This window comes from Gordonia sp. AC31 (genome assembly GCF_031844505.1).
Taxonomy (GTDB): Bacteria; Actinomycetota; Actinomycetes; order Mycobacteriales; family Mycobacteriaceae; genus Gordonia; species Gordonia hongkongensis.
Genome location: NZ_JAUZVK010000005.1, coordinates 59,808 through 82,043, shown reverse-complemented (window position 1 = coordinate 82,043; position 22,236 = coordinate 59,808). Strand labels below are relative to the sequence as shown.

Genomic DNA, 22,236 nt, shown 5'->3' with positions numbered 1-22,236 from the left:
CATACTGCTGTGCAATGCTATTCGTTGATGTCGACTTGTCGGTGTCGTGTGGTAGGGGCCTCGGACGGAAGCTCTTCCCGCGATGCACGCGGCGACCTGTCCGACAGGACCACCGCCCGCGGCTCAGCGCACGACCTCGCGGTGCCCGGCGTCGAGCCGGCGGGTCCAACCACGGGCATCCAGGTACTCCAGTAGCGGAATCACCACGCGCCGAGTGGTTTCGAGCGCCTGACGAGCGGCGCTGGTGGTGAACGGCTGATCGAGCGAGGCGAGGGTGCGCATCGCCAGGGCGGGGGCGGTCGGCAACAGCACGACGCCGTCGCGCAAACGGAGAATTCGGCCCGTGCGCTCGGCGGCGGCGAGTTCTCGGGCGCCCAGGCCGAGTGCGGCGAGGTCATCGGCCTCGGGTGCACGGAACGGATGGTCGGCGAGCCGGCGCTCCAGTGCGCTGACCGCGTCGTCGGCATCACCCAGGGAGGGCTTGTGACCCGGGACCGCCAGGTGCCCGTCGGACGACGACAGCTCGGCTTCCGAGATGACGGTCGCCAGCAGCGTCGTGTCCGGAAGCCCGAGCAGTGCGGGTGCGCCGGACGCGGACAGCCCCGCCGACAACGGATCTCGGTCGTGTAGATCGACAACGGCGGCGCGGAGTCGCTCGGCCCAGGCGGTGAGGGAGGTTTCGGCGACCCACCACTCGCCGATCACCCGTATGCCGTGGGGAGCGGGCTCGGCGTCGTCGACCAGGCCGAGTCGCGTCAGATCGGTGACGCGCATCGCGCCACGCCGATGCACTTCTTCGGCGGCCCCGGCGTCGTCGGACATGGCCGCCAGCGAGGCCGCGCGTCGCATCGCGTCGCCCCGTCGGGTCAGCGCCGGGGGATCGGGGTGCAGCACGACGCCGCCGCCGACGATACGTTGGCCGGGATCGCGCAGGACCAGCCGATCGCCCCGCGACATCGGCACGGCGCGCGCGAGGGTCACACGCGCGTGGTCGCCGTCGAAGGGGCGCAACCGGACCGGTAGCGCCGCTGTGCCGATGTGCGCGACGAGGTGTTCCGGTGCCTCCTCGAAGGACATTTTGCTCACGCGCCGGACATCAGCGACAGCAGAGGTGTGCCAGGCTCCGGGCGTCACGAGTGCGTCGCCACGCGAGACGTCGTCGACGCCGACGCCGCGCAGATTGATCGCGACTCGGCTGACCGGGGCCGCGGTGGTGAGAGTTGCACCCTCGCTCTGCAATCCACGGACATCGAGTCGTCGGCGGTCGTCAACGGTGAGCAGGTCCAGGGTGTCGCCGACCGCGATCGTCCCGGCGGCCAGGGTGCCGGTGACGACGGTGCCGGCGCCGGTGCGGGTGAAGACCCGGTCGATCCAGAACCGGACACGCCCCGAGGTCGACGGCGGTGATGTCCCGGCCAAGACGGCGTCGAGCCGTGTGCGCAGTTCGTCGATTCCGACGCGATCGGGCGCCGACACCACGACCGCCGGCGCATCGGAAAGGCCGGTGCGGCTGAGGCGATCACGCGACAGATCGATCACTTCACGAACGCGGTCGGGCGAGGCCCGGTCGGCTCGGGTGATGACCAGCAGCCCGTACTCGATGCCGAGGGCGGCGACGGCATCACGGTGGTCGTCGGACTGGGCGCTCCATCCCTCGTCCGCGGCGACGACGAACAGGACGACGGGCGCCGGGCCCAGGCCGGCCAGCATGTTCGGGATGAACCGCTCGTGGCCGGGGACGTCGACGAAGGCCACGTCGGCACCGGAAGGCAGTGTGGTCCAGGCGAAACCGAGGTCGATCGTCAGCCCTCGGCGTCGTTCCTCCTCCCATCGGTCCGGCTCGATCCCGGTCAGAGCACGCACCAGTGTGGACTTCCCGTGGTCCACGTGTCCGGCGGTGGCCACCACGTACTTCACGAGCGCGACTTCACGACGCGCCCAGAGCCTGTCGGATCGCGGCGAGTACCCGCACGTCGTCGGCTTCGGGAACGCAGCGCAGGTCCACCAGACACGCGTCGTCGTGAACGCGGGGTAGGACTGCCGGATCGCCGACGCGTAGGCGGGCGGCCGTTGCGACCGGAAGCCGCACCGCCCACCCCGGCAGCGGCACGCCGGGTGCGCCACCGCCACCCACCCGTCCGTCATGGGCGACGATCGGGAATCCGACTGCCGTACCGAGGCGCTCGGTGCGCACGCGAAGTCTGTCGGGATCGGCGTGAAGGTACTCCCAGACGGGGGGTCGTGGCCCGCCGACGGTCACCTCCATCGCAGCCAGTGCCAGCTTGTCCGCGCGAACTGCCCGTGCCAGTGGGTGTTTCGCGAGGCGCTGAACGAGCGCCGCATCGCCGAGGAGGAGTCCGGCCTGCGGTCCGCCCAGAAGTTTGTCGCCGCTGGCGATGACGAGGTCGGCACCGGATTCGAGTGTCGTGGTGGCGTCGGGTTCGTCGGGCAGCAGCGGGTCTGGCTGCAGGAGTCCGCTGCCGATGTCGGCGACGACGGGCACGCCGTGCGCCCGGCCGAGGCCGCGTAGCTCGGAGAGCGAGGTCTCGCTGGTGAAACCCTCGACCCGGAAGTTGCTCGGATGCACCTTGAGGATCGCTCCGACGTCGTCGTCGGTGAGGGCGTCGGCGTAGTCGTGCGCGTGGGTGCGGTTGGTGGTGCCGACCTCGTGTAACCGGGCGCCTGTCGACGCGATCAGTTCGGTGAGCCGGAAACCTGCGCCGATCTCGATCATCTCGCCACGACTGATGACGACTGCACGCCCGGCCGCCAGCGCGGTCGTCGCCAGTACCAGTGCGGCCGCACCGTTGTTGACCATCAGCGCGTCTTCCGCTGCGGGACAGGCTTGTAGGAGAGCGCTGCGGGTGGCCGCCCCGCGCTTCGACCGGGTGCCGGACTCGAGATCGAGTTCCACGTCGACGTAACCCGACGCCGCGCCGACGGCGTCGAGCGCCGCGGGTGACAGCGGTGCCCGCCCGAGGTTCGTGTGCACGACGACCCCGGTGGCGTTGAGCACGGGGCGGACCGACGACGCATACGACGCGCTGACCGACTCCACGACGATCCGCTCGACGTCATCCGGTGGCGTCTCGCCGCGGCGGGCCGCGTCCTGGGCCTGGCGAATGATGTCGCGAACCGCGGTGTCGCCCAGTCGTGCTCGCGCCGCGGACACCGCGGGCAGGGCCAACAGTGCGTCGGTTCGCGGAATTCGACGGCGCGGATCGGTGACGGGGGGCTTCGACACGGCTCCTCGCTTCGCTCGTCACCGGCTCAGCCGGCGGGGGGTGGCTCTCGCTTCGCTCGTCACCGGCTCAGTCGGCGGGGGTCACGGTCGACCCCTGGCGGAGGCGGACGGGAATCGAACCCGCCAGGCCGAGATACTCGACCTCCTCGGTTTTGAAGACCGGGGAGCCCACCAGGACCCATACGCCTCCATGCGGTCCCAACCTATCCGATGTGCGGCCGGGTCAGTCCTGCCGGTGTGGCCAGTTGCCCTCGGTGATGAGTTCCTCGAAGTGGCGGATCAACTTCGGGTTGAGATCGTCGTCGACGGCGCGCTCAAAATTGCCGTCCCACTTCGCGAACCACTCCTCGTCGCGCTTCATCAGGAAGATCGGCCAGCCGTGGGTGATGTCGAGTTCGTCGGCGTAGAGGTCGGTCGACCCGTCCTCTCGCATGTACCAGTAGTCGTGACCGGATTCCCAGAACGCCTGCAGCTCGCCGGCCGTGACGTAGTACTCGCCGTCTGCTTGCCTCATGTGCCGATGGTAGCGATCGCCGGAGGGCCGTATCACTGATTGCCGGAGGGCTACCCTCGACACGGTGACCGTGCGAAGCGAGACACCCATCCGACTGACCGGCTACGCCCACGGCGGTGGATGCGCGTGCAAGATCCCGCCGGGTGAGCTCGAGCAGGCGGTCGCGGGACTCACCGGCCAGGTCGGTGACGACATCATCGTCGGGCTCGACGACGGGGACGACGCCGCGGCGGTGCGCATCCGCGACGACCTCGCGGTGCTCTCCACCGCCGACTTCTTCACCCCGGTCGTCGACGATCCGTACGACTGGGGCCGCATCGCCGCGGCCAACGCGCTGTCGGACATCTACGCCATGGGCGGCACCCCCGTCGTCGCGATCAACCTGGTCGGGTGGCCGCGGGAGGTGCTGCCGATGGAGCTGATGACCGAGGTGCTGCGCGGCGGTCTCGACGTCGGAGCGCAGGCCGCCTGTCCGGTGATCGGCGGCCACACCATCGACGATCCGGAACCCAAGTACGGCATGGCGGTGACCGGGGTGGCCGAACCCGACCGGTTGTTGCGCAACGACGCGGCCGAGCCGGGGTTGCCCATCACCCTGACCAAACCGATCGGCGTCGGACTGCTGAACAACCGGCACAAGCAGACGGGCGAGGTGTTCGAGGAGGCGATCGCCCTGATGACGACGCTCAATCGCGATGCGTCGATCGCTGCGGTCGCGGCCGGCGTCCGTGCGGCGACCGACGTGACCGGCTTCGGTCTACTCGGGCATCTGCACAAACTGTGCCGCGCGTCGGGCGTCGGCGCGGTAGTCGACCGCGCTTCGGTGCCAGCCGTGAGCGGCGCGGACGAGGCGCTGCGCGACGGGTTCGTGTCGGGGGGTACCCGCCGCAACCTCGACTGGGTGCAGCCGCACCTCACGGTCGATTCCGGTGTCTCCGACGACGACCTGCTGTTCCTCGCGGACGCACAGACCTCGGGCGGGCTGCTCGTGGTCGGCGAGGTCCCGGGCTACCCGGTGATCGGCGAGACGGTGGCGGGGACGGGTATCCGGGTTCGCTGACTCGGTCGCCAGGACCCTTCGTGACGCGCCCTCCGCAAGCTCCGGGCGCTCCTCAGGGAGCGGGGGGGGGTGGGCCTTTGCCCTCCGCAAGCTCCGGGCGCTCCTCAGGGAGCGGGGGCCTGGCGGCCGTTGTGGACCACGAAAGAACACTCGTGAACGTCCGAAAAACATGCTCCCTGAGGTGCGAGCGAAGCGAGCCACGAAGGGTCACGCAACGTGTCTCACCAGGCCCTTCGTGGCTCGTCGCTTGCGCTCCTCGCACCTCAGGGAGCAGGGGTTATGCGCCCTCTTTCGGGTTAGGGAGCAGCAGGGGGCGGCGCACCTCAGGGGGCAGCGCTCAGGGCGCGGGCGGTCCGGTGGTGATCGAGTCGTCGGTGATTCCGGCGGCACGACGGGCCGCGAGGCGGCGCTTCTGCGGTTCGATCGTGTAGCGGGGGTTCTTGGCCGACTCGATGCCGGCGTCGAAGACGCCGAATCGCGTGCAGGCCGACGCGGCGAGCAGTGCGATTCCCGAGACGACCGCCAGGGGGCGGGAACGCCCGCTGAGCAACGCGCCCACTCCGCCGGCGACGGCGAGTCGCTCGCTCCAGCGCAGCAGGGTGCCGGCCTTGCCGTGGTGGAGCGGTTCGGCGGCGACCGGGTCCATCCGTCGCTCCGTGAGTCGCATCGCCACGAGGTCGCCGACCACGCCCAGCGCCGCGAGCGTCCGTGCCGGCCCGGCCTGACCGACCGGCGTGGTGACCAGCGCCAGCCCGCTCGACGCCAGACTCGCGGAACTGACGAACACGAACGGCAGGTCCCGGTGCATGGCGTTCCAGGTCGGCACGGCGGTATCGGAGAGCAGGACCGCGGTGTACACCGCGAGCGGCGGACCCGCCAGCCCGGCGGCCAACCCGGCGGGGGCCTCGACGGCGCGCAACACCGCACGAAGCGGCCCGAGCGGCAGCCGCGCACCGGTCATCCGGTCGACCTCGGCGACCGCCGCGACACCGAGTGCCCCGCTGAACGCCGACAGGATCCAGGAACCGACGCTCATCGGCGACGTCACCTTGAACGTGCGCAACATGTTGTAGAACCGGTCCGGCCGTCCGAGGTCGGCGACGAGCGCGATCCCGCCCAGACCCACGGCACCCAGACCACTGAGGCGGGCGTTGCGGCGCAACGCGTCCCGCCCGGTGAGCTGGGCCCCGGCGGCCAGGACGCCGGAGCCGCCGGCGACACCGCCGAGAAACAGGTAGGCGGCCACCTTCTCGTCCCAGGGTGGTGGCTTGACGACGGGATGCCCGTAATACGAGGTGAATTCGGCATCGGGCACCATCGACATCTCGCGGTTGCCGTCGCCCTGACCGAAACCTCCACCCGGCCTTCGCTTTCCGCCGCGGCCGAAACCCCGGCCGCGCCGCCGGGGCGGCTCCGGCGGACGGAAGGAGTCGAATTCCGACGAGGTCATCGGCCGCCCCGCAGGAACGAGAGTGCGGCGGCGGCCAGCATTCCGGCCGCCGCGATCCCGGCGCGCTTGTACATGGCCGGCAGGTCCGCGGTGCACACCCGCGGGTCCGGCGGCAGTCCGTAGACTTCCGGCTCGTCGAGCAGCAGGAACACCGATCCGGTGCCGCCGACACCGTCGTTCGGGTTGGCGCCGTAGAGCCGCGCCTCGGTCATGCCCTGCTCGTGCAGCGCCCGGACGCGGGCGTGCGCGTCGTCGACGAGGTCGTCGTGGTCGCCGAACTTGATCGACGTGGTCGGGCAGGTCTTCGCGCAAGCCGGTGTCTCGTCGTCGAGCAACCGGTCGTAGCAGAGCGTGCACTTCTGCGCGACACCGCGTTTGGGCACCTCGGGCTGCTCGCCCTTGCGTTCGCCGGAGCGGGTCGTCGGCGCGGCGGTGCCGTCGGCCCGGCGCTCGACGACGCCGAACGGACATCCGGCCACGCACGTCCCGCAGCCGTTGCAGACGTCGTCCTGGATCACGACGGTGCCGAACTCGGTGCGGAACAGCGCGCCCGTCGGACAGACGTCGAGGCACCCGGCGTGCGTGCAGTGCTTGCAGACGTCCGACGACATCAGCCAGCGGAACTCGGGGGTGTCGGGGACTTCGACTCGGCTCGTCGCTTCGCTCCTCGCCGGCTCAGCCGGCAGGGGAGAGGGCCTGGTCGGCAGAGACGAACGATCTTCAGGCGAGGAGCCGGGCATCGCGGGCATCCCGAGTCCGACGAGCGCACGCCCGGACTCGCGGGCCTCGGCGATGCGCTCGGAATTCTGCTCGATGAAGGCGACGTGGCGCCAGGTGCTCGCGCCGAGGGCGACGGTGTTGTCGTACGACATCCCGGTGAGGGCGAGGTCGCCGTCGCGCGGGTTGCCGTTCCATTCCTTGCACGCCACCTCGCAGGCCTTGCAGCCGATACAGATCGAGGTGTCGGTGAAGAACCCCTTGCGCTCCTCGTGGGTGCTCCAGTGCGCGTCGGCGCTGGGATCGGATGGCCCGGACAGCTGTCCCATCTATTCCTCCGCCTTCCCGGTGATGTGCTGGTTGTCGGTCTCGACGGTGACCCCGGCCCGCTCCTGGTAGGCGCGCACCAGGTCGAGCAGTGCCCGGCCTTGCGGGCGGCGCCCGGCGATGACGTCGCACGAGCCCACCTTGGATTCCTGGATCTGCACGTTCGGATCCAGTGTGACCCCGATCAGATCGTTGGCGGCGTCGCCGCTGACGACGGCGTCGGAACCCACGCCCCAGTGATAGGGAAGACCCACCTGATGCACCTGCCGGCCGTTGATGGTCAGCGGCATCATGCGATCGGTCACCAGCACCCGCGCCTCGATCGCAGCGCGCGGCGACACGATCGTCGCCCAGCCCTCGTTGGTGAGGCCCCGCTCTTCGGCGAGTTCGGGTGAGATCTCGCAGAACATCTCCGGCTGCAGTTCCGACAGGTACGGCGTCCATCGGCTCATGCCACCCGCGGTGTGGTGCTCGGTGAGGCGGTACGTCGTGAACACGAACGGGTACACCTCGGAACCGGGGCTCTCGCCGCTGGGTGCGTCGAGATTGTCCGTGCGGGGGAACAGGACTCGCGATGGCGACTGCTGCTGGGGGTACAGCGCGTTGACCACCGGGGATTCCTGCGGTTCGTAGTGCGTCGGCAACGGGCCGTCGACCAGCCCGCGCGGGGCGTAGAGCCAGCCCTTCCCGTCGGCCTGCATGACGAACGGGTCGTCGCCGCAGAGGGCGTCGACGCCGCCGACCGACGGGTCGGGACGAGCGTCGGGAGCCAGGTCGACCGGGAAGTCGGGCACGTCGGGCCCGACCCACCGCCCGGCGTCGGCGTCCCATTCCATGTACCGCTTGCGTTCGCTCCACGGCCGGCCGTCGGGGTCGGCCGATGCGCGGTTGTAGAGGATTCGACGATCCGCCGGCCACACCCAGCCCCACTCGTGCTGGGTGACGCCACCACCGCCCTGCGGGACCCGGCGGGCGGCCAGGTTCGACGGCCCGTCGGTGTCCGCGCCGGTGTAGACCCCGGTGTAGATCCAGCAGCCGCCCGCGGTCGAGCCGTCGCGCTTCATCTGGGTGTAGGACGTGAGGTTCGTGCCGGCGTCTTCGCCGGTCACGTGGTAGCCGTTGATCTCCGACAGCACCGCTTCGGGGTCGGGGTTGCCGTGGTCGTCGAGGGGATAGTCCCATGTGACGTCGAGCAGCGGGCGGTCACGTTCGTCGGTCGACTCGGCGAGGCGTTCGCGGATGCGCCGCCCGAGCTCGAAGAAGAAGTCCATCTCGCTCTGGCACTGACCCGGTGGCTCGACCGCCTGGTGGCGCCACTGCACCATGCGCTGGGTCTGCGTGAACGAGCCGGCCTTCTCCACATGCGTGGCCGCGGGGAGGAAGAACACCTCGGTGGCGATGTCCTCGGTGCGCAGCTCGCCGGACTCGATCTCCGGGCCCTCCTTCCACCAGGTGGCCGTCTCGATCATGTTGAGGTCGCGGACGACGAGCCATTTGAGGTGCGACATCGCCATCCGCGCCTGGCGCCCGTTGGCCGATCCGACCGCCGGGTTCTGGCCGAGGACGAAGTAACCGTCGACCTTGTCGGCGAGCATGTCGACCGTCGTCTGGAAGGTCCCGGCGGGCCCGGTGAGCCGGGGCAGGTAGTCGTAACACCAGTCGTTCTCGGCGGTTGCGGCATCCCCGAACCACGCCTTGAGAAGACTCACCATGTAGTCCTCGGCGTTGGCCCAGAAACCCTTCTCGGCCTTCGACGTGATCGCGTCGATGTAGTCGGCGAAACTGTCATGCTTGCCCGCCGAGGGCATCGGCAGATACCCGGGCAGCAGGTTGAACAGCGTCGGGATGTCGGTGGACCCCTGGATGCTCGCGTGTCCGCGGAGGGCCATGATGCCGCCGCCGGGGCGCCCGACGTTGCCGAGCAGGAGTTGCAGAACCGACGCGGCGCGGATGAACTGCGCGCCGAAGGTGTGCTGGGTCCAGCCGGTCGCGTACCCGAAGCACGTGGTGCGCTCGCGGCCGGAGTTGTCGGTGACGGCCCGGGCCAGATACTCGAAGTCGCGCACCGAGATCCCGCACATGTCGCGCACCATCTCGGGTGTGTAGCGCGAGTAGTGACGCTTGACGATCTGGAACACGCTGCGCGGGTGTTCCAGGGTGTCGTCGCGCAGGGTCGCCCCATGCTCCAGCGGCGGCCCGCCGGAGCCGTGCTCGTGCCCCACCGCGCGGTCCTTCACCCGCGGCCCGTCGTCCGGGTGGCCGGGCGACTCGACCTTGCCGTCCTCGCTGTCGCGGCCACCGTCGTCGGAGTGGGCGGACGGTTCCTCGTAAGCCCAACTGGTGGCGTCGTATTCGCCGGTCTCCGGGTCGAAGCCGGAGAACAGGCCGTCGAGATCCTCGGTGTCGCGGAAGTCCTCGGCGATCAGGGTGGCGGCGTTCGTGTATGCGACAACGTACTCGCGGAAGTACTTCTCGTGCGTGATGGCGTAATTGATGAGCGCACCGAGCAGGACGACGTCAGAGCCGGCCCGGATGGAGATGTGCCGGTCGGCCACCGCAGAGGTACGGGTGAAACGCGGATCGACGTGAATGATCGTCGCGCCCTTGGCCTTCGCCTCCGACACCCACTGGAAACCCACCGGGTGCGCCTCGGCCATGTTGCCGCCCATGAGAACGATGCAATCGGCGTTGGCCATGTCCTGCAGTGATTGCGTGGCGCCGCCGCGTCCGAACGAGGCCCCCAGACCGGGAACCGTGGCGGAGTGTCATATGCGGGCCTGGTTCTCGATCTGGATCGCGCCCGCCGCGGTGAAGAGCTTCTTGATCAGATAGTTCTCTTCGTTGTCGAGGGTGGCACCGCCGAGCGAGGCGACACCGGTGGTCCGCCGGAGCAGCCGGCCCTCGTCGTCGCGGTCCTGCCAGCCACGGCGTCGGGCCTCGAGGAAACGGTCGGCGATCATGTCGATCGCGGTGTCGCGATCCAGGTCCTGCCATTCGGTCGCGTATGGGGCCCGATAGCGGATGGAGGTCTGCCGCATCGGGTTGTTGACCAACTGCTCGCTCGACGCGCCCTTGGGACAGAGGCGCCCGCGGGAGATCGGGGAGTCCGGGTCGCCCTCGATCTGGACCACCCGCTCGTCCTTGACGTACACCTTCTGCCCGCAACCCACCGCGCAGAACGGGCACACGCTCTGGACCACACGGTCCGCGGTGGCGGTGCGCGGTTCGATGCCGCGTGTCTTCGCCGACGTGACCGCCGGTCCGCGTCCGAAGACGTCGCCCGACCGCAACTGGCGGAACACCGGCCATTCGAGGGGGCTGAAGGCTGGCACGGATTCGAGTCTAGACCTGCCGTGGCTCGACGGGCCGGTCTCCGGGGCCGGTGCCACTCGGAACCAGGCGGTCCCGCGCGTTCTTCCATGGCTTGACCCAGGTCATGTCCTCCGGAGCGAGAACCGCTCCACATGCGCTGCACACCTCACCGCGCGTGGTCTCGTTCCCGCACCGGTTGTGGACCATCGACATGTGCGCACCGCCGGGCGGCATCGGTGTGTGACGTTCTCCCCAGATCGCGAGTTGTTGGAGGATCGGCAGCAATTCGGCGGCGGCGTCGGTGCCGGCGTAGCCGTGGCGGACGCGACGCCCGTCGTGATACTCGACCCGGGTCAGCAACCCGGCCCCGACCATCGCCTGCAGCCGGCGGCTGAGTACGGCATCGCTGATCGCGAGGCTCTCCTTCAGGGCGTCGAACCGTCCGCGCCCGTGCAGTACGTCGCGGATGATGAGCAATACCCACGGGTCCCCGAGGACGTCGAGCGAGCGCCGGATCGGACACATCTCGTCGGACCAGTCGGATCGCAGCGGCATCGGACATCCCTTCTCGAGACCAGCAGTCACGGTACCCGTAGTATAACTTTCTTCAAGAAAGTTATTGGGCGACGAAGGGGCCGGTGTGACGACACGATCAGCTCGCCGGGTGCATCCGGCGTGGTGGGTGGCCGGTGTGGCGTTCCTGGCCCTCATGGGTGCGGCGGGTTTCCGGGCGGCACCCGGAGCACTGATGGTGCCGCTCCACCACGAATTCGGGTGGTCGACCAGCGTGATGTCCCTGGCGGTCGGCCTCAACCTGCTGCTGTACGGGCTGACGGCACCCTTCGCCGCGGCGCTCATGGATCGGTTCGGTATCCGGCAGGTCGTGGCGACCGCGTTGGTGCTGGTGGCGGTGGGTGCGGGCGGTAGCACCCTGATGAGCGCCTCGTGGCAACTGCTCGTGTTCTGGGGCCTCCTGATCGGCCTCGGAACGGGCTCGATGGCCCTCGTGTTCGCCGCGACCATCGCCAACCGGTGGTTCGTCCGGCGCCGGGGGCTAGTGATGGGCATCCTGACCGCCGGGTCCGCGACCGGGCAACTCGTCTTCCTGCCGCCCGTGGCGGCACTGGCGGAGAACGTGGGCTGGCGATCGGCCTCTCTGGTCATCGCCGCGGCCGCACTGATCGTCGTTCCGGTCGCCTGGCTGGTGATCCGCGACGAACCCGGCGACCGTGGCGTGCTGCCGTACGGGGCGGAAGCCGACCATGTGCCCGCGCCCGTGCCCGGCGGGGGTGCGACGAGGCGGGCACTCGAGGGACTCGCGTTCGCGTCACGGCACAGGTCCTTCTGGGCGCTGGCGCTCGCGTTCGCGATCTGCGGCGCGACCACCAACGGGCTGATCGGTGTGCACTTCATCCCATCGGCACACGACCACGGGATGCCGGCGACCACCGCGGCCGGACTGCTGGCGGTGGTCGGGGTCTTCGACATCGCGGGCACCGTCGCGTCGGGCTGGCTCACCGACCGGTTCGATCCGCGGGTGTTGCTGGTCGCCTACTACGCCTTCCGTGGCGTCGGACTCCTCATGCTGCCGTGGTTGCTGGCCGACAGTGTGCATCCGAGCATGATCTTGTTCATCGTCGTCTACGGGCTGGACTGGGTGGCCACCGTGCCGCCGACCGCGGTCCTGTGCCGGGAGATCTTCGGCGACAGGGGGACGATCGTGTTCGGCTGGGTGTTCGCGGCGCATCAGATCGGTGCTGCCGCAGCAGCTCTCGGAGCGGGCCTGATCCGTGACGCGTTCGGCGCGTACACCTACGCGTGGTGGGGCGGAGCCGCACTGTGCGTGCTCGCCGCGGTGTTGTCGTTCGTGGTTCGGGGCCGCCGGTCCGGTGCCGTCGGAGTCGCCGGACGAGATTCGGACGGCGACGCGCTCACTGCGCCAGCGCCACGCTGATGTCCCGGGCGGTGGACCGGCCCAGGTCGACGAGGAACGGGATGCGTTCGGGACTCATGAGTTCGGTGGCACCCCGGATGCCGAGGGCGAAGCGCACGTCGGCGCCACCGTCGGCGGGGAAGATCGGGAGTCCGATGGTGCGGTGGCCGGCGGCCAGCTCCTCGTCGTTGAAGCCGTAGCCACGTTCCCGGGTGAGGGCCAGTTCTTTCGCGAGCTCGTCGGCGTTTCGGACGGCACGGTCGGTGCCGTCTCCGTAAGGGAGGCGTTCGAGCTCGTCCTGGCCGGTGTGCGAGAACGCCAGCAGCGCCTTGCCGAGCGCGGAGGCGTGCAGCGGCAGCAACACGCCCTGGAGTGCGTGCCCCTCGGCTTCGCGCCAGCGGCTCGTGCCGAGGAGGACGACTTCGTTGCCGTACCGCATCGCGACCGATGCCGACGCGCCCGTGGTCGCGGCAAGGCGTTCCAGATGTGGTTCGGTGAGGTAGATCCGATGCTGGCGATAGGCGATCTGGCCGTACTGTGCCAACGCCCCGCCGAGGCGGTATCGGCTTGCCTCGGCGGTCTTCTCGAGGAACCCGGCGTCCACCAGAGCGGTGAGCAGACGGTGAGTCGTGCTCAGCGCGAGGCCTTGCGCGCGGGCGACATCGGTGACCCCGAGTTCGTCCCCACCGCGGAAGCAGCCGAGGACGGCCAGCGCCCTCGACACGGTCTGCACACCAGAACCGGCCATCTCTCCGTGCCTCCCGACTAGAAATCGGCCTGATTCAGGGCCTGGCCACTTTCCACTATTCGGAAGATACTCCTCGGCAAGGGGGCCGTCGATATCAGGATCAGCGCGGTTCGAGCGGTGCAGTTCGGAAATCAGAGAGTCCCGAGATCGGGCGAGGAGACGTGTGACCGACGAGAATGGGCCGGGCTGGCTGCGACGGCTCTGGCAGTGGGTACGCCCGTACCGCGGCCGGGTGTCGGTGGCGCTCGTGCTGGCGGTGGTGGGCCAGGGGTTGCTGGCACTGGTGCCGCTGGTCCAGCAGATCATCGTCGACGACGTCCTGCTCGATCCGACGCAGTCCCTCGCGTTCTAGATCGCCGTCCTGTGTTCCATCGGTGTGCTGAGCTTCGCCTCTCACGCACTGCGCCGGTACATCGGCAGCCGGTGCGCGGTCGACGTGCAGCACGATCTGCGCGTCGCGGTTCACCGGCACCTGCATGCGCTCGACGCACGGCGTCGGGCGGAACTCGCTGCGGGCGACGTCATCTCGCGTGGGACGTCGGATCTGAACCTGATCCAGATGTTCATCTCGCAGGTGCCGTTGTTCGTCGCCAACCTGACACTGCTCGCGGTCGGTCTGGTCGTCATGTTCGTCCTGTCGCCGCCGCTGTTCGTGGTCGTGGCGGCGAGCGTTCCGGTCCTGTTCTGGGTCACGCGCCGGCTCCGCCGCGAACTCTACCCCGCCTCGTTCGGCGACCAGGTGCTGCTGGGCCAGGTCGCCGCCGCGGTCGACGAGGAGATCGCCGGGGTCGAACTGATCCGCGCGTTCGGCCAGGAAGATGTGCGACGCAACCGTTTCCGCGACCGCGCGACCCGGCTGTTCGCCTCGCGGTTGCGCAGTGCGCGGATCTCGGCTCGCTGGAGCGCGGCGATGGTCGCGATCCCGGTCTTCACCCAGCTCGGCGTGCTGGTCGTCGGCGGGTGGCTGGCCATGAACGAGCACGTCTCGGTGGGTGTCTTCCTCGCCTTCGCCTCGTACGTGCTGCAGTTCGCGCCTCCGGCAAGGCTGCTCGCGGCCATGGTGACGACGATGCAGCTCGCGCGATCGGGGGCGCGCCGGGTGTTCGCGCTGCTGGACACGGTGCCGGCGATGGACCCCACCGGTCCGGATCTCCCGTCGCCGCGCGGGACGATCGAGGTGGCCGACGTCGACCTCGCGCTCGGCGGCCACCCCGTCCTGCAGGGCGTGACCACATCGATCACTCCCGGTAGCCGGGTTGCGATCATCGGTCCGTCCGGGGCGGGCAAGACGACCCTGGGGTCGCTCATCGCCCGACAGTTCGACCCCGACCGGGGATCGGTGCGCATCGGCGGCACCGACCTCCGCGCCGTGTCGCCCCGGTCGGTTCGGTCGGCGGTGATGATGGTGTTCGACGAGAGTCTGCTGTTCTCCGGCACTCTCCGCGAGAACATCGCGATGGGTTCCCCGGTCGACGACGCCGGAATCGTCGCCGCCGCGCGCGCCGCCGCGGCCGACGAGTTCATCGAGAAGCTGCCCGCGGGATACGACACCGTGGTGGGGCCCGGCGGGATCTCGCTGTCGGGCGGACAGCGTCAGCGGATAGCGCTCGCCCGAGCCTTCGCCGCCGACCCGGCCGTGCTGATCCTCGACGACACGACGTCGGCGCTCGACCCGACGACCGAACGGGCCGTTTTGGCGAGCCTGGAGGGGTTGATGGTCGGCCGGACCACGATCCTGATCGCCCGGCGGCCCGCGACGACCGAACTGGCCGATCAGGTCATCGTCCTCGAGGCGGGTCGTGTCACGCACGACGGTCCGCCGTCGGAGGTGCTGGCCGATCCCCGCGTCGTGTCGCTACTGGCCGGCGGTCCCGGGCGCGGGTCGCTAGGAACGATGGAAACCGCTGTCGCGGATGCGATGTCAGGGGACGACCCGATCCCGAGTCCGGACAGCTGGCCCGAGGTCGACGAGGCGGGCGCCGATCCGGTGGTCCGGGCACGATTGGGCCTCGACGCGGACGAGAGTGGCAAACAGGTACAGCAGGTGGACTCGCACCTGCGCGAGGCACTGCTTTCGCTTCCGCCGCTGACCGAACTGCCCGCGCCGGGCGACGACCGGCCGTTGCCGGCGTCGGCGCGCACGAAGGTCTTCGGCCTGACCGGTTCCCTGCGGCCGTTCTGGTGGCCCGTCGCGCTGTGCGTCGTGCTCGTCATCGTCGACGCGGCGACGACCCTGGCCATCCCGGCGCTCTTCCGGCACGGCATCGACAACGGCGTCGGCGTGGACGCGGCGTCCGTGTTCTGGGCGACCTGCGCACTGGTCCTGGTGATCGCGCTGGTGTCCTGGCTGAACTCGTGGGTGCTGGCGCTGCGCGCTGCGCGTGTCTTCGAGCGGGTGCTCTTCGCGTTGCGGCTCAGGCTGTTCGGGCATCTGCAGCGACTACGGATCGACTACTTCGACGGACGGCAGTCGGGCCGCATCGTCACCCGACTCACCAGCGACGTGGACGCGGTCGGTCAGCTGATGACGCAGGGCATGGTCAACGCGATCGTGAATGTGTGCACGTGCGCTGGCATCCTCGTGGTCCTGGCGCTGCTCGACATCCGGCTGGCCGCCGCGATGCTCGTCACCATCCCGTTGCTCGCGGCGGCGTCGTGGATCTTCGTCCGGGGTTCGAATCGGGCCTACCTGCAGGCGCGTTCGCGTATCGCGACCGTCACTGCGCTCCTCTCCGAACATCTGGGGCGGGTGCGGATCACCCAGGCGCACAACGCCGAGGAGTGGACGACGGGTGCTTTCGACGGGCACTCGCGACGCTACCGAGATGCGCGCCGTCGTTCGATGTTGTACATCTCGGTGTTCTTTCCCTTCCTGAATCTGCTTGCGGTGGTGGCCAAGGCGCTCATCCTGATCGTCGGCGCACAGCTTATGGACGCGGGCTCCCTCGCCACCGGTGTGCTGGTCGCGGCGCTCCTCTACGTCGATCTGTTCTTCACCCCGCTCCAGCAGTTGTCGATCGTGCTCGACCTCTGGATTCAGGCTCGGGTCGGCACCCAGCGGATGCGCGGCTTCCTCGACACCCCCGTCGACACCCCCGTCGACGAGAACGTGCGGCCGGCGACGACCGGTACCGCCGCCGGACCACTCGGCGCGGCAGTCGAATTCGACGGGGTGGTGTTCGGCTACTCGGCAGCGACGCGGACGCGTGGTCGGCCCGCGCTCGACGGGCTCGACCTGGTCATCCCCGACGGTGAGACCGCGGCCGTCGTCGGCACGACCGGGGCGGGCAAGAGCACCGTGATGAAGCTGCTGCTGCGGTTCCACTCGCCCGACCGCGGTGTCGTGCGGGTCGGCGGCGTCGACCTGCGCCACGTGGGCCCGGGGGACCGCGGTCCCCGGATCGCCTACGTGCCACAGGATCCCTATCTGTTCGCCGGCACGGTGGCGTCGAACATCGCGTTCGGCCGGCCCGACGCCGGGCAGGCCGAGATCGAACGGGCGGCGAGGTCGGTCGGCGCTCACGGCAGCATCGCGTCGCTGCCGCTGGGCTATCAGACGCCGGTGGGGCCGGGTCGGGCGACGCTGTCCGCGGGCCAGCAGCAATTGATCTGCCTGGCCCGCGCCGAGCTCGTCGAACCGGATCTGCTGATCCTCGACGAGGCGACCTCGGACATCGATCCGGGAACCGAAACCGAGGTGCTGGCCGCGTTGCAGGCCGTAGCACGCAAGCGCACAACGGTTCTCGTGGCACATCGCCTCACCACCGCCGCTTGGGCGGACCGGGTCGTCGTGATGGCCGACGGTCGGGCCGTCCAGTCCGGACGGCACGCGGATCTGGTGTCGGCGCCCGGGCCCTACCGCGACTTGTGGCAGAGCTACGCGCCGACCGACCCAGCTCTGAGCGGAGTTGTCAAGCTTTCCAACTGATGGAAACGCAGAGGTGTGCGGACTGTCTCCGTCCACCTAACGTCTGCGGTATCCGAATCCTCGTGTTCGTCCGAACACGGCCTCCACCTGTCGAACAGGAGCCCGTCATGCCCGCAACCCCACGATTCCGCCTCGCCGCCGCCGCGGTTGCGGCGGCAGCGCTGTTCACCGTCGCCACCGGGTGCGCGTCGGGTGACTCGGACGGTGGCAGTGCAGGCGGCGAACAGTATGTGCTCAAGGTGACCGACCCAGGCAACGCCGGACCGCTGGCGGTCGGCAAGCGCGACGGGACCTTCGACGAGGCGCTGGCCCCGCTGGGCGCGAAGATCGAATGGGTCAATTCGACACCGGGGTTCTCCTCGAACCTCAAACTGTTCAACACCGGCCAGCTCGATGTGTCCGGTGGTGCCTACAGCCCGGTCGTCGGCGCACTGTCGAAGAACGTCGGCGTCAAGATCATCGCGGTGGCCGACCCGGCCGGCAAGGACCAGAACGGAATCCTCGTCACCAAGGACTCCGGCGTCACCGATGTCGCCGGCCTCGTCGGCAAGCGGGTCGCGGTCAACCCCGCGGGCAAGGGCGAGTACATCACGCTGAAGGCGTTGCAGCAGGCGGGGATTCCGTTCGACAAGGTCGAGCGGGTGCCCCTCCAGCAGGCGGAGGCCGGTTCGGCGTTCTCCACCGGTCAGGTCGATGGGTGGGCATCGTTCAACCAGCCGTATCAGGAGGCAAAGGCCGCCGGGGGTGTCGAGATCGCCACCGAGGAGAGCATCGGCTCGGTCGACAACACCATCGTCGCCTTCCGGACCGAGGTGCTCGAGGAGCGGCCCGACGTCGCCGACGCGTACCTGAAGGCGTTGCAGCAGTTGACCGACAAGCAGCGCGAGAATCCGGCCGACTACGAGAACGTCTTCGAGAAGGCGGGTCCCCGCGCGCTCAGCGGAGACCGGCTCACCCGCGCCCTCGCACTCGGCGCCGACGCGTCGACCCCGCGTTACCCCACGGCGGAAGACGGTGAGGACCTCGAGTCGGTGTCGGCGCTGTTCGTCGAAGCCGGCGTGATCCAGAAGCCGGTCACCGCCGAGGACATCTTCTTCGATCTGCCCGCACAGTTGCAGAAGTACGAGAGCGGACAGAAATGACCTCGTCGACGATCGCCCAGACCGCATCCGGAGGGACGGCGTCGCAACCGGTCTCACCGATCGGTCTGGAGACCCCACGTACGCGCAGACAGCGCGCCCGTCCGGTGTGGCTCTCGCTGCCGCTGCGGTTCCTGGTTCCGGGCGTCATCGTGGCGGTCTGGTGGATCGGCACCGCCACCGGCGCGATCTCGCCGGCGGTCCTCGCCTCGCCCGGGGCCGTGTTCGACGCGTTCGTCGAACTCTACCGCACCGGGCAACTCGTCGACTTCGCGCTGGCGTCGCTGGAGCGTGCCGCACTCGGTGTCGGTCTCGGCGTCGGCGTCGGGCTGATCCTCGGCGTGCTCGCGGGCCTGTACACGCTCGGCGAGGAACTCATCGACTCGACGATGCAGATCAACCGGGCCATCCCGTTCCTCGCGCTGGTGCCTCTGTTCATAGCCTGGTTCGGCATCGACAACACCTTCAAGGTGCTGCTGATCGCCATCGCGACCGTGTCGCCCATGTACGCGTACAGCTACCTCGGGGTCCGCAACGTCGATCGCAAGATGATCGAGGCGGCACAGGGTTTCGGGCTCACCGGGGGACGCCTCATCCTCGGCGTGATCATTCCGGCGGCGCTGCCCGGAATCCTGATGGCACTGCGCATCTGTCTGTCCATCTCGATCACCGGGCTGATCGCCGCCGAGCAGGTCGGCACCCGTGAGGGCATCGGCTACCTGGTGAGTCTGGCGCAGGAGTACAACCGCACCGACTACATGATCCTGTGTGTCGTGCTGTACGCCGTCCTGGGCCTGATCTTCGACCTCGTCGTCCGCATCCTGGAGAAGTACTCTATGCCGTGGCGGGCGGGGGTGACCGTCCGATGAGCCCCGAAGCCCCGTTGCCCCCACTCCTCGAGCGGCAGCCGACGCAGGTCACCGCACGCGAACGCCGTGCGGGCCGGCCGGTCGCGGTCTCGCTGACCGGGGTGACCAAGACCTTCGGTCCGAAGACGGTCCTGCAGTCGGTCGACCTGACCATCCGGCGAGGCGAGTTCGTGGTGCTGCTCGGCCCATCGGGTACCGGGAAGACGACGCTGCTGCGCCTGCTGACCGGCCTCGAAGAGCCCGACTCCGGTGAGATCCTCGTCCCCGCTGCACGCACGACCGTGTATCAGGAGCCGCGACTGGTGCCCTCCAAGCGGACGCTGGCCAACGTGACGATCGGCCAACGAGGCGGCAAGACCACCAAGGACCGCGGACGGGCGGCATTGGCGGAGGTCAACCTCGCGGACAAGGCAGACGCCTGGCCGGCCACCCTGTCCGGCGGTGAGGCGCAACGGGTCGCACTGGCCCGAGCCCTCGTCCGCGAACCGGAACTGCTGTTGCTCGACGAGCCGTTCGCCGCGCTCGACGCCCTGACGCGACTCCAGATGCAGGACCTGGTCGGCGATCTCGTGGCCCGGCACCAACCCGCGGTGCTGCTGGTGACCCACGACGTCGACGAGGCGGTCCGGCTCGCCGACCGCGTGATCATCCTGTCGCACGGCACCTTCGGCGTCGACGAGGACATCGATCTACCACGCCCGCGTGACCGCTCCGACCCCGAATCGCTGCGCTACCGGGCCGAGTTCCTCCGCGAGCTCGGCGTCGGCCGCATACATCCCGACACCACCGAGTTGAGGACGAATCCCTGATGACGACCATCGACAGCGCGACCACCACCCCCGCCCCGACGACCTCCACCGACGCCGACACCGTCTGGTACACCCGATGCCCGGTCCCCACCGCGAGCGGGCTCGCCAACAGCCTGGGCTGGCTCGGTGAGCCGGCATCAGCAGCGGGACTGGGCTTCTCGATCCTCCAGGACGCCGGCCCCGAACTCGCTCCGCGCCACTTCGACCACCAGTTGTCGGGATTGATCCGCGAAGGTGGCAACGTGCCGGCGATCGTCGCCCGCGCGTCGGGTTCACCGACCCGCCTGATCGGACTCACCTGGATCGACGAATCGCAGGCCGTTCTGGTCGGACCCGACTCCGACATCGACGACGCCGCCGGGCTCCGCGGCAAGCGGATCGGGATTCCGGCGTGGGCGGTCGACCAGGCCCGCAGCTTTCCCCGCGCGATGTCATTGCACGGCTTCGCCTCCGCGCTCGCACTCGGCGGACTCTCGTTCGGCGACGTGAACGTGGTCGAGACGGCCGCCAACTGGGAACCACGCGTCCGCACCGCGGAGGCCGACCGGCTGCGGTCGGTGCCGTCCGGATTTCCCGAGCTCCTGGGCGGCGACGTCGACGCCATCTACGTGAAGGGTGCGCGGGCCGCCGAGGCCGCCGCCGAGCACGGCCTGCGCGTCGTCGTCGATCTGGACTCGACGGAGTCGAAGCGGTCGCGGGTCAACAACGGCACGCCGCGGCCGATCACCGTGCACGAGTCCCTGCTGCAGGAACATCCCGAGGTCGTGGTCGGGTTCCTCGCCGCGAGTCTGCGTGCGGCGGACTGGGCGGCGGGGAATCTCGGTACGGTCCGCGAAGTGCTCGCGCGGGAGACGTTCTCGGGACCGGAAGGTGTCGTGGCGGCATACGGGGACGGCTTCCACACGTCCTTGCACCCGTCGCTGTCCGACGAACGGCTGGATCTACTGGGGGTTCAGAAGCGGTTCCTCTACACCTACGGGTTCCTGCCCGCCGACTTCGACATCGAGAGCTGGGTCGATCCCGAGCCCCTGCGCCGTGCGCGCGCCGAGATCGGTGCGGCCAAACCGATTGCCGACATCACCGGGGACGCGTGATGGTTGCTTTCGAATGGGAGGTGCCGACCCGCGGCGACAGTCGGCACGTCGGTTCGGCCCCGCGTCACCGCGGCGGCTGGGCACGATCACCGGGGTCGGCGGTGGCCACCGACCTCCGAACGGACGGCCGCTGGGATCCGTTCGATCCGACCGAGCAGGTCATCACCGCGATCGACACCGCCGGCTACGACACGGTGATCGCGCCGTACGACCCGGCGGGTGAGGAGTCGTGGATCCTCGCCGGTATCGCGTTGCGGCGCACGCGACATGCGCGCGTCGCCGTCGAGTTCCACCCCGGTTTCGGAACGCCGGTCTACGCGGCGAAGGTGTCCGCGACCCTGCAACGGAACTCCGCGGACCGGCTGCAGTGGCAGTTGCGCGTGGAGACCGACGCCGCGGACAACCGAGCGCGCGGCGACCGGCTGACCGATGCCGAGCGCTACCGCCGGGCCGACGAGTTCCTGACTGTGGCGAAAGGCGTGTGGGACGGGGCCGGGTCCCGTCAGGGCGGTTTCGACGGCGGCGAGTTCAATCACGTGGGCGAGTTCTACGAGGTCACCGACGGTGGGCTCGATCGGTCGGTGCACGGTCATCGATTCCCGGCCGTCCGCCTGACCGGGGAGAGCGACGAGGCGCTCGCACTGTCGGCCCGGCACGGCGACATCCACCTGTTCGAGTTGTCCTCGACCGGTGCGGCGCCGGCGATCGCACCGCTCGTCGACCGTGCGTCGGCACTCGGGCGGACGGTGGCGGCCGGCCTGTACCTACCGGTGATCGCCCGGTCGACGAAAGACGAAGCGGTGCAACGCCTGCGTCGTCAATGGCGGGACGCCTACGGCGCCGACGCCGACACCCGGACGGACGATCTCTGGGTCGACGACCTCACCTTCGCCGGGTTCGACCGGATCGGCCACCGGCACCCCATCGGTCTGGTCGGCTCCTATGACGATGTCGCGCAGCGGATCATCGATCTGACCACGCAGGGTTTCGCGCGTTTCGTCCTGTCGGGCATACCGAACATCGAGGAACTCAACCGCAACACCGAGCACCTGCTCTTCCGGGCCGACGAACGCAACCGCGTCCTCGCCTGAC

General features: G+C 69.5%; 17 protein-coding genes and 1 tRNA gene. 9 read left to right on the top strand and 9 right to left on the bottom strand.

Features of this window, described 5'->3' with window-relative positions:
- Positions 1–123: 123 nt before the first annotated feature.
- The 4 genes from selB to Q9R39_RS07925 all read right to left on the bottom strand — a co-directional run bounded on the left by selB (position 124) and on the right by Q9R39_RS07925 (position 3,758).
- Positions 124–1,917 (bottom strand): selenocysteine-specific translation elongation factor, encoded by a 1,794-nt coding sequence (gene selB / locus Q9R39_RS07940; RefSeq protein WP_058249798.1) that lies wholly within the window; start codon positions 1,915–1,917, stop codon positions 124–126.
- A gap of 10 nt (positions 1,918–1,927) precedes the next feature.
- Complete coding sequence (selA, locus tag Q9R39_RS07935; RefSeq protein ID WP_311277299.1) at positions 1,928–3,244, bottom strand: L-seryl-tRNA(Sec) selenium transferase; 1,317 nt, start codon at positions 3,242–3,244, stop codon at positions 1,928–1,930.
- Positions 3,245–3,339: 95 nt separating this feature from the next.
- Positions 3,340–3,434: transfer RNA gene (locus Q9R39_RS07930), tRNA-Sec, on the bottom strand.
- Positions 3,435–3,467: 33 nt separating this feature from the next.
- Positions 3,468–3,758 carry a hypothetical protein gene (locus Q9R39_RS07925; RefSeq protein WP_165629597.1) on the bottom strand — a complete coding sequence of 97 codons (291 nt, stop codon included), beginning with the start codon at positions 3,756–3,758 and terminating at the stop codon, positions 3,468–3,470.
- A gap of 70 nt (positions 3,759–3,828) precedes the next feature.
- On the opposite strand from Q9R39_RS07925, the gene selD reads away from it, so the two are divergent.
- Positions 3,829–4,818 carry a selenide, water dikinase SelD gene (gene selD / locus Q9R39_RS07920; protein WP_396275650.1) on the top strand — a complete coding sequence of 330 codons (990 nt, stop codon included), beginning with the start codon at positions 3,829–3,831 and terminating at the stop codon, positions 4,816–4,818.
- Positions 4,819–5,155: 337 nt separating this feature from the next.
- Here the strand turns inward: selD and nrfD are convergent, their stop codons facing one another.
- Genes nrfD through Q9R39_RS07900 form a run of 4 tightly spaced genes read right to left on the bottom strand, consistent with a single transcriptional unit; the run spans position 5,156 to position 11,209 of the window.
- Positions 5,156–6,268, bottom strand: coding sequence for an NrfD/PsrC family molybdoenzyme membrane anchor subunit (gene nrfD, locus Q9R39_RS07915; protein WP_311277297.1), 1,113 nt, complete (start codon positions 6,266–6,268; stop codon positions 5,156–5,158).
- Positions 6,265–7,314: a 4Fe-4S dicluster domain-containing protein gene (locus tag Q9R39_RS07910; protein ID WP_247450184.1), complete on the bottom strand. Its 1,050-nt coding sequence runs from the start codon at positions 7,312–7,314 to the stop codon at positions 6,265–6,267. The genes nrfD and Q9R39_RS07910 overlap by 4 nt, the downstream gene beginning before the upstream one ends.
- Entirely contained in the window at positions 7,315–10,644 is a 3,330-nt protein-coding gene (fdh, locus tag Q9R39_RS07905; protein ID WP_311277296.1) for a formate dehydrogenase, read from the bottom strand.
- A 10-nt stretch (positions 10,645–10,654) separates the two neighbouring features.
- Positions 10,655–11,209 carry a helix-turn-helix domain-containing protein gene (locus tag Q9R39_RS07900; protein ID WP_311277295.1) on the bottom strand — a complete coding sequence of 185 codons (555 nt, stop codon included), beginning with the start codon at positions 11,207–11,209 and terminating at the stop codon, positions 10,655–10,657.
- A 55-nt stretch (positions 11,210–11,264) separates the two neighbouring features.
- Here Q9R39_RS07900 and Q9R39_RS07895 point away from each other — a divergent pair, with 55 nt between their 5' ends.
- Complete coding sequence (locus Q9R39_RS07895; protein ID WP_311277294.1) at positions 11,265–12,578, top strand: MFS transporter; 1,314 nt, start codon at positions 11,265–11,267, stop codon at positions 12,576–12,578.
- Here Q9R39_RS07895 and Q9R39_RS07890 read toward each other — a convergent pair.
- Positions 12,556–13,305 carry an IclR family transcriptional regulator gene (locus Q9R39_RS07890; RefSeq protein ID WP_078112691.1) on the bottom strand — a complete coding sequence of 250 codons (750 nt, stop codon included), beginning with the start codon at positions 13,303–13,305 and terminating at the stop codon, positions 12,556–12,558. The two genes, Q9R39_RS07895 and Q9R39_RS07890, sit on opposite strands and share 23 nt — an antisense overlap.
- Before the next feature lie 163 nt (positions 13,306–13,468).
- Here Q9R39_RS07890 and Q9R39_RS07885 point away from each other — a divergent pair, with 163 nt between their 5' ends.
- The 7 genes from Q9R39_RS07885 (at position 13,469) to Q9R39_RS07855 (ending at position 22,235) form a co-directional block, all read left to right on the top strand.
- The gene (locus Q9R39_RS07885) at positions 13,469–13,657 is read left to right on the top strand and encodes a hypothetical protein (protein ID WP_311277293.1); all 189 of its coding nucleotides are present in this window, start codon (positions 13,469–13,471) and stop codon (positions 13,655–13,657) included.
- Complete coding sequence (locus tag Q9R39_RS07880) at positions 13,658–17,233, top strand: ABC transporter ATP-binding protein (protein ID WP_311277351.1); 3,576 nt, start codon at positions 13,658–13,660, stop codon at positions 17,231–17,233.
- Between the two features lie 107 nt (positions 17,234–17,340).
- The gene (locus Q9R39_RS07875; RefSeq protein WP_058249809.1) at positions 17,341–18,375 is read left to right on the top strand and encodes an NrtA/SsuA/CpmA family ABC transporter substrate-binding protein; all 1,035 of its coding nucleotides are present in this window, start codon (positions 17,341–17,343) and stop codon (positions 18,373–18,375) included.
- On the top strand, positions 18,372–19,241 hold the full coding sequence (locus Q9R39_RS07870; protein WP_265966945.1) for an ABC transporter permease: 870 nt from the start codon (positions 18,372–18,374) through the stop codon (positions 19,239–19,241). The genes Q9R39_RS07875 and Q9R39_RS07870 overlap by 4 nt, the downstream gene beginning before the upstream one ends.
- The gene (locus Q9R39_RS07865; protein ID WP_265966947.1) at positions 19,238–20,050 is read left to right on the top strand and encodes an ABC transporter ATP-binding protein; all 813 of its coding nucleotides are present in this window, start codon (positions 19,238–19,240) and stop codon (positions 20,048–20,050) included. Before Q9R39_RS07870 ends, Q9R39_RS07865 begins: the two co-directional genes overlap by 4 nt.
- Positions 20,050–21,144, top strand: a complete 1,095-nt coding sequence (locus Q9R39_RS07860; RefSeq protein ID WP_265966948.1) for an ABC transporter substrate-binding protein — start codon at positions 20,050–20,052, stop codon at positions 21,142–21,144. Before Q9R39_RS07865 ends, Q9R39_RS07860 begins: the two co-directional genes overlap by 1 nt.
- Positions 21,144–22,235: an LLM class flavin-dependent oxidoreductase gene (locus Q9R39_RS07855; RefSeq protein WP_265966950.1), complete on the top strand. Its 1,092-nt coding sequence runs from the start codon at positions 21,144–21,146 to the stop codon at positions 22,233–22,235. The genes Q9R39_RS07860 and Q9R39_RS07855 overlap by 1 nt, the downstream gene beginning before the upstream one ends.
- Position 22,236: the final 1 nt, after the last annotated feature.

What these genes read in the sequence shown, in the direction of transcription:
- Q9R39_RS07925 (WP_165629597.1), bottom strand. Translation starts at nt 3,758, where the DNA reads ATGAGGCAAGCAGACGGCGAGTACTACGTCACGGCCGGCGAGCTGCAG.
- nrfD (WP_311277297.1), bottom strand. Translation starts at nt 6,268, where the DNA reads ATGACCTCGTCGGAATTCGACTCCTTCCGTCCGCCGGAGCCGCCCCGG.
- Q9R39_RS07910 (WP_247450184.1), bottom strand. Translation starts at nt 7,314, where the DNA reads ATGGGACAGCTGTCCGGGCCATCCGATCCCAGCGCCGACGCGCACTGG.
- Q9R39_RS07890 (WP_078112691.1), bottom strand. Translation starts at nt 13,305, where the DNA reads ATGGCCGGTTCTGGTGTGCAGACCGTGTCGAGGGCGCTGGCCGTCCTC.
- Q9R39_RS07875 (WP_058249809.1), top strand. Translation starts at nt 17,341, where the DNA reads ATGCCCGCAACCCCACGATTCCGCCTCGCCGCCGCCGCGGTTGCGGCG.
- Q9R39_RS07870 (WP_265966945.1), top strand. Translation starts at nt 18,372, where the DNA reads ATGACCTCGTCGACGATCGCCCAGACCGCATCCGGAGGGACGGCGTCG.
- Q9R39_RS07865 (WP_265966947.1), top strand. Translation starts at nt 19,238, where the DNA reads ATGAGCCCCGAAGCCCCGTTGCCCCCACTCCTCGAGCGGCAGCCGACG.
- Q9R39_RS07860 (WP_265966948.1), top strand. Translation starts at nt 20,050, where the DNA reads ATGACGACCATCGACAGCGCGACCACCACCCCCGCCCCGACGACCTCC.
- Q9R39_RS07855 (WP_265966950.1), top strand. Translation starts at nt 21,144, where the DNA reads ATGGTTGCTTTCGAATGGGAGGTGCCGACCCGCGGCGACAGTCGGCAC.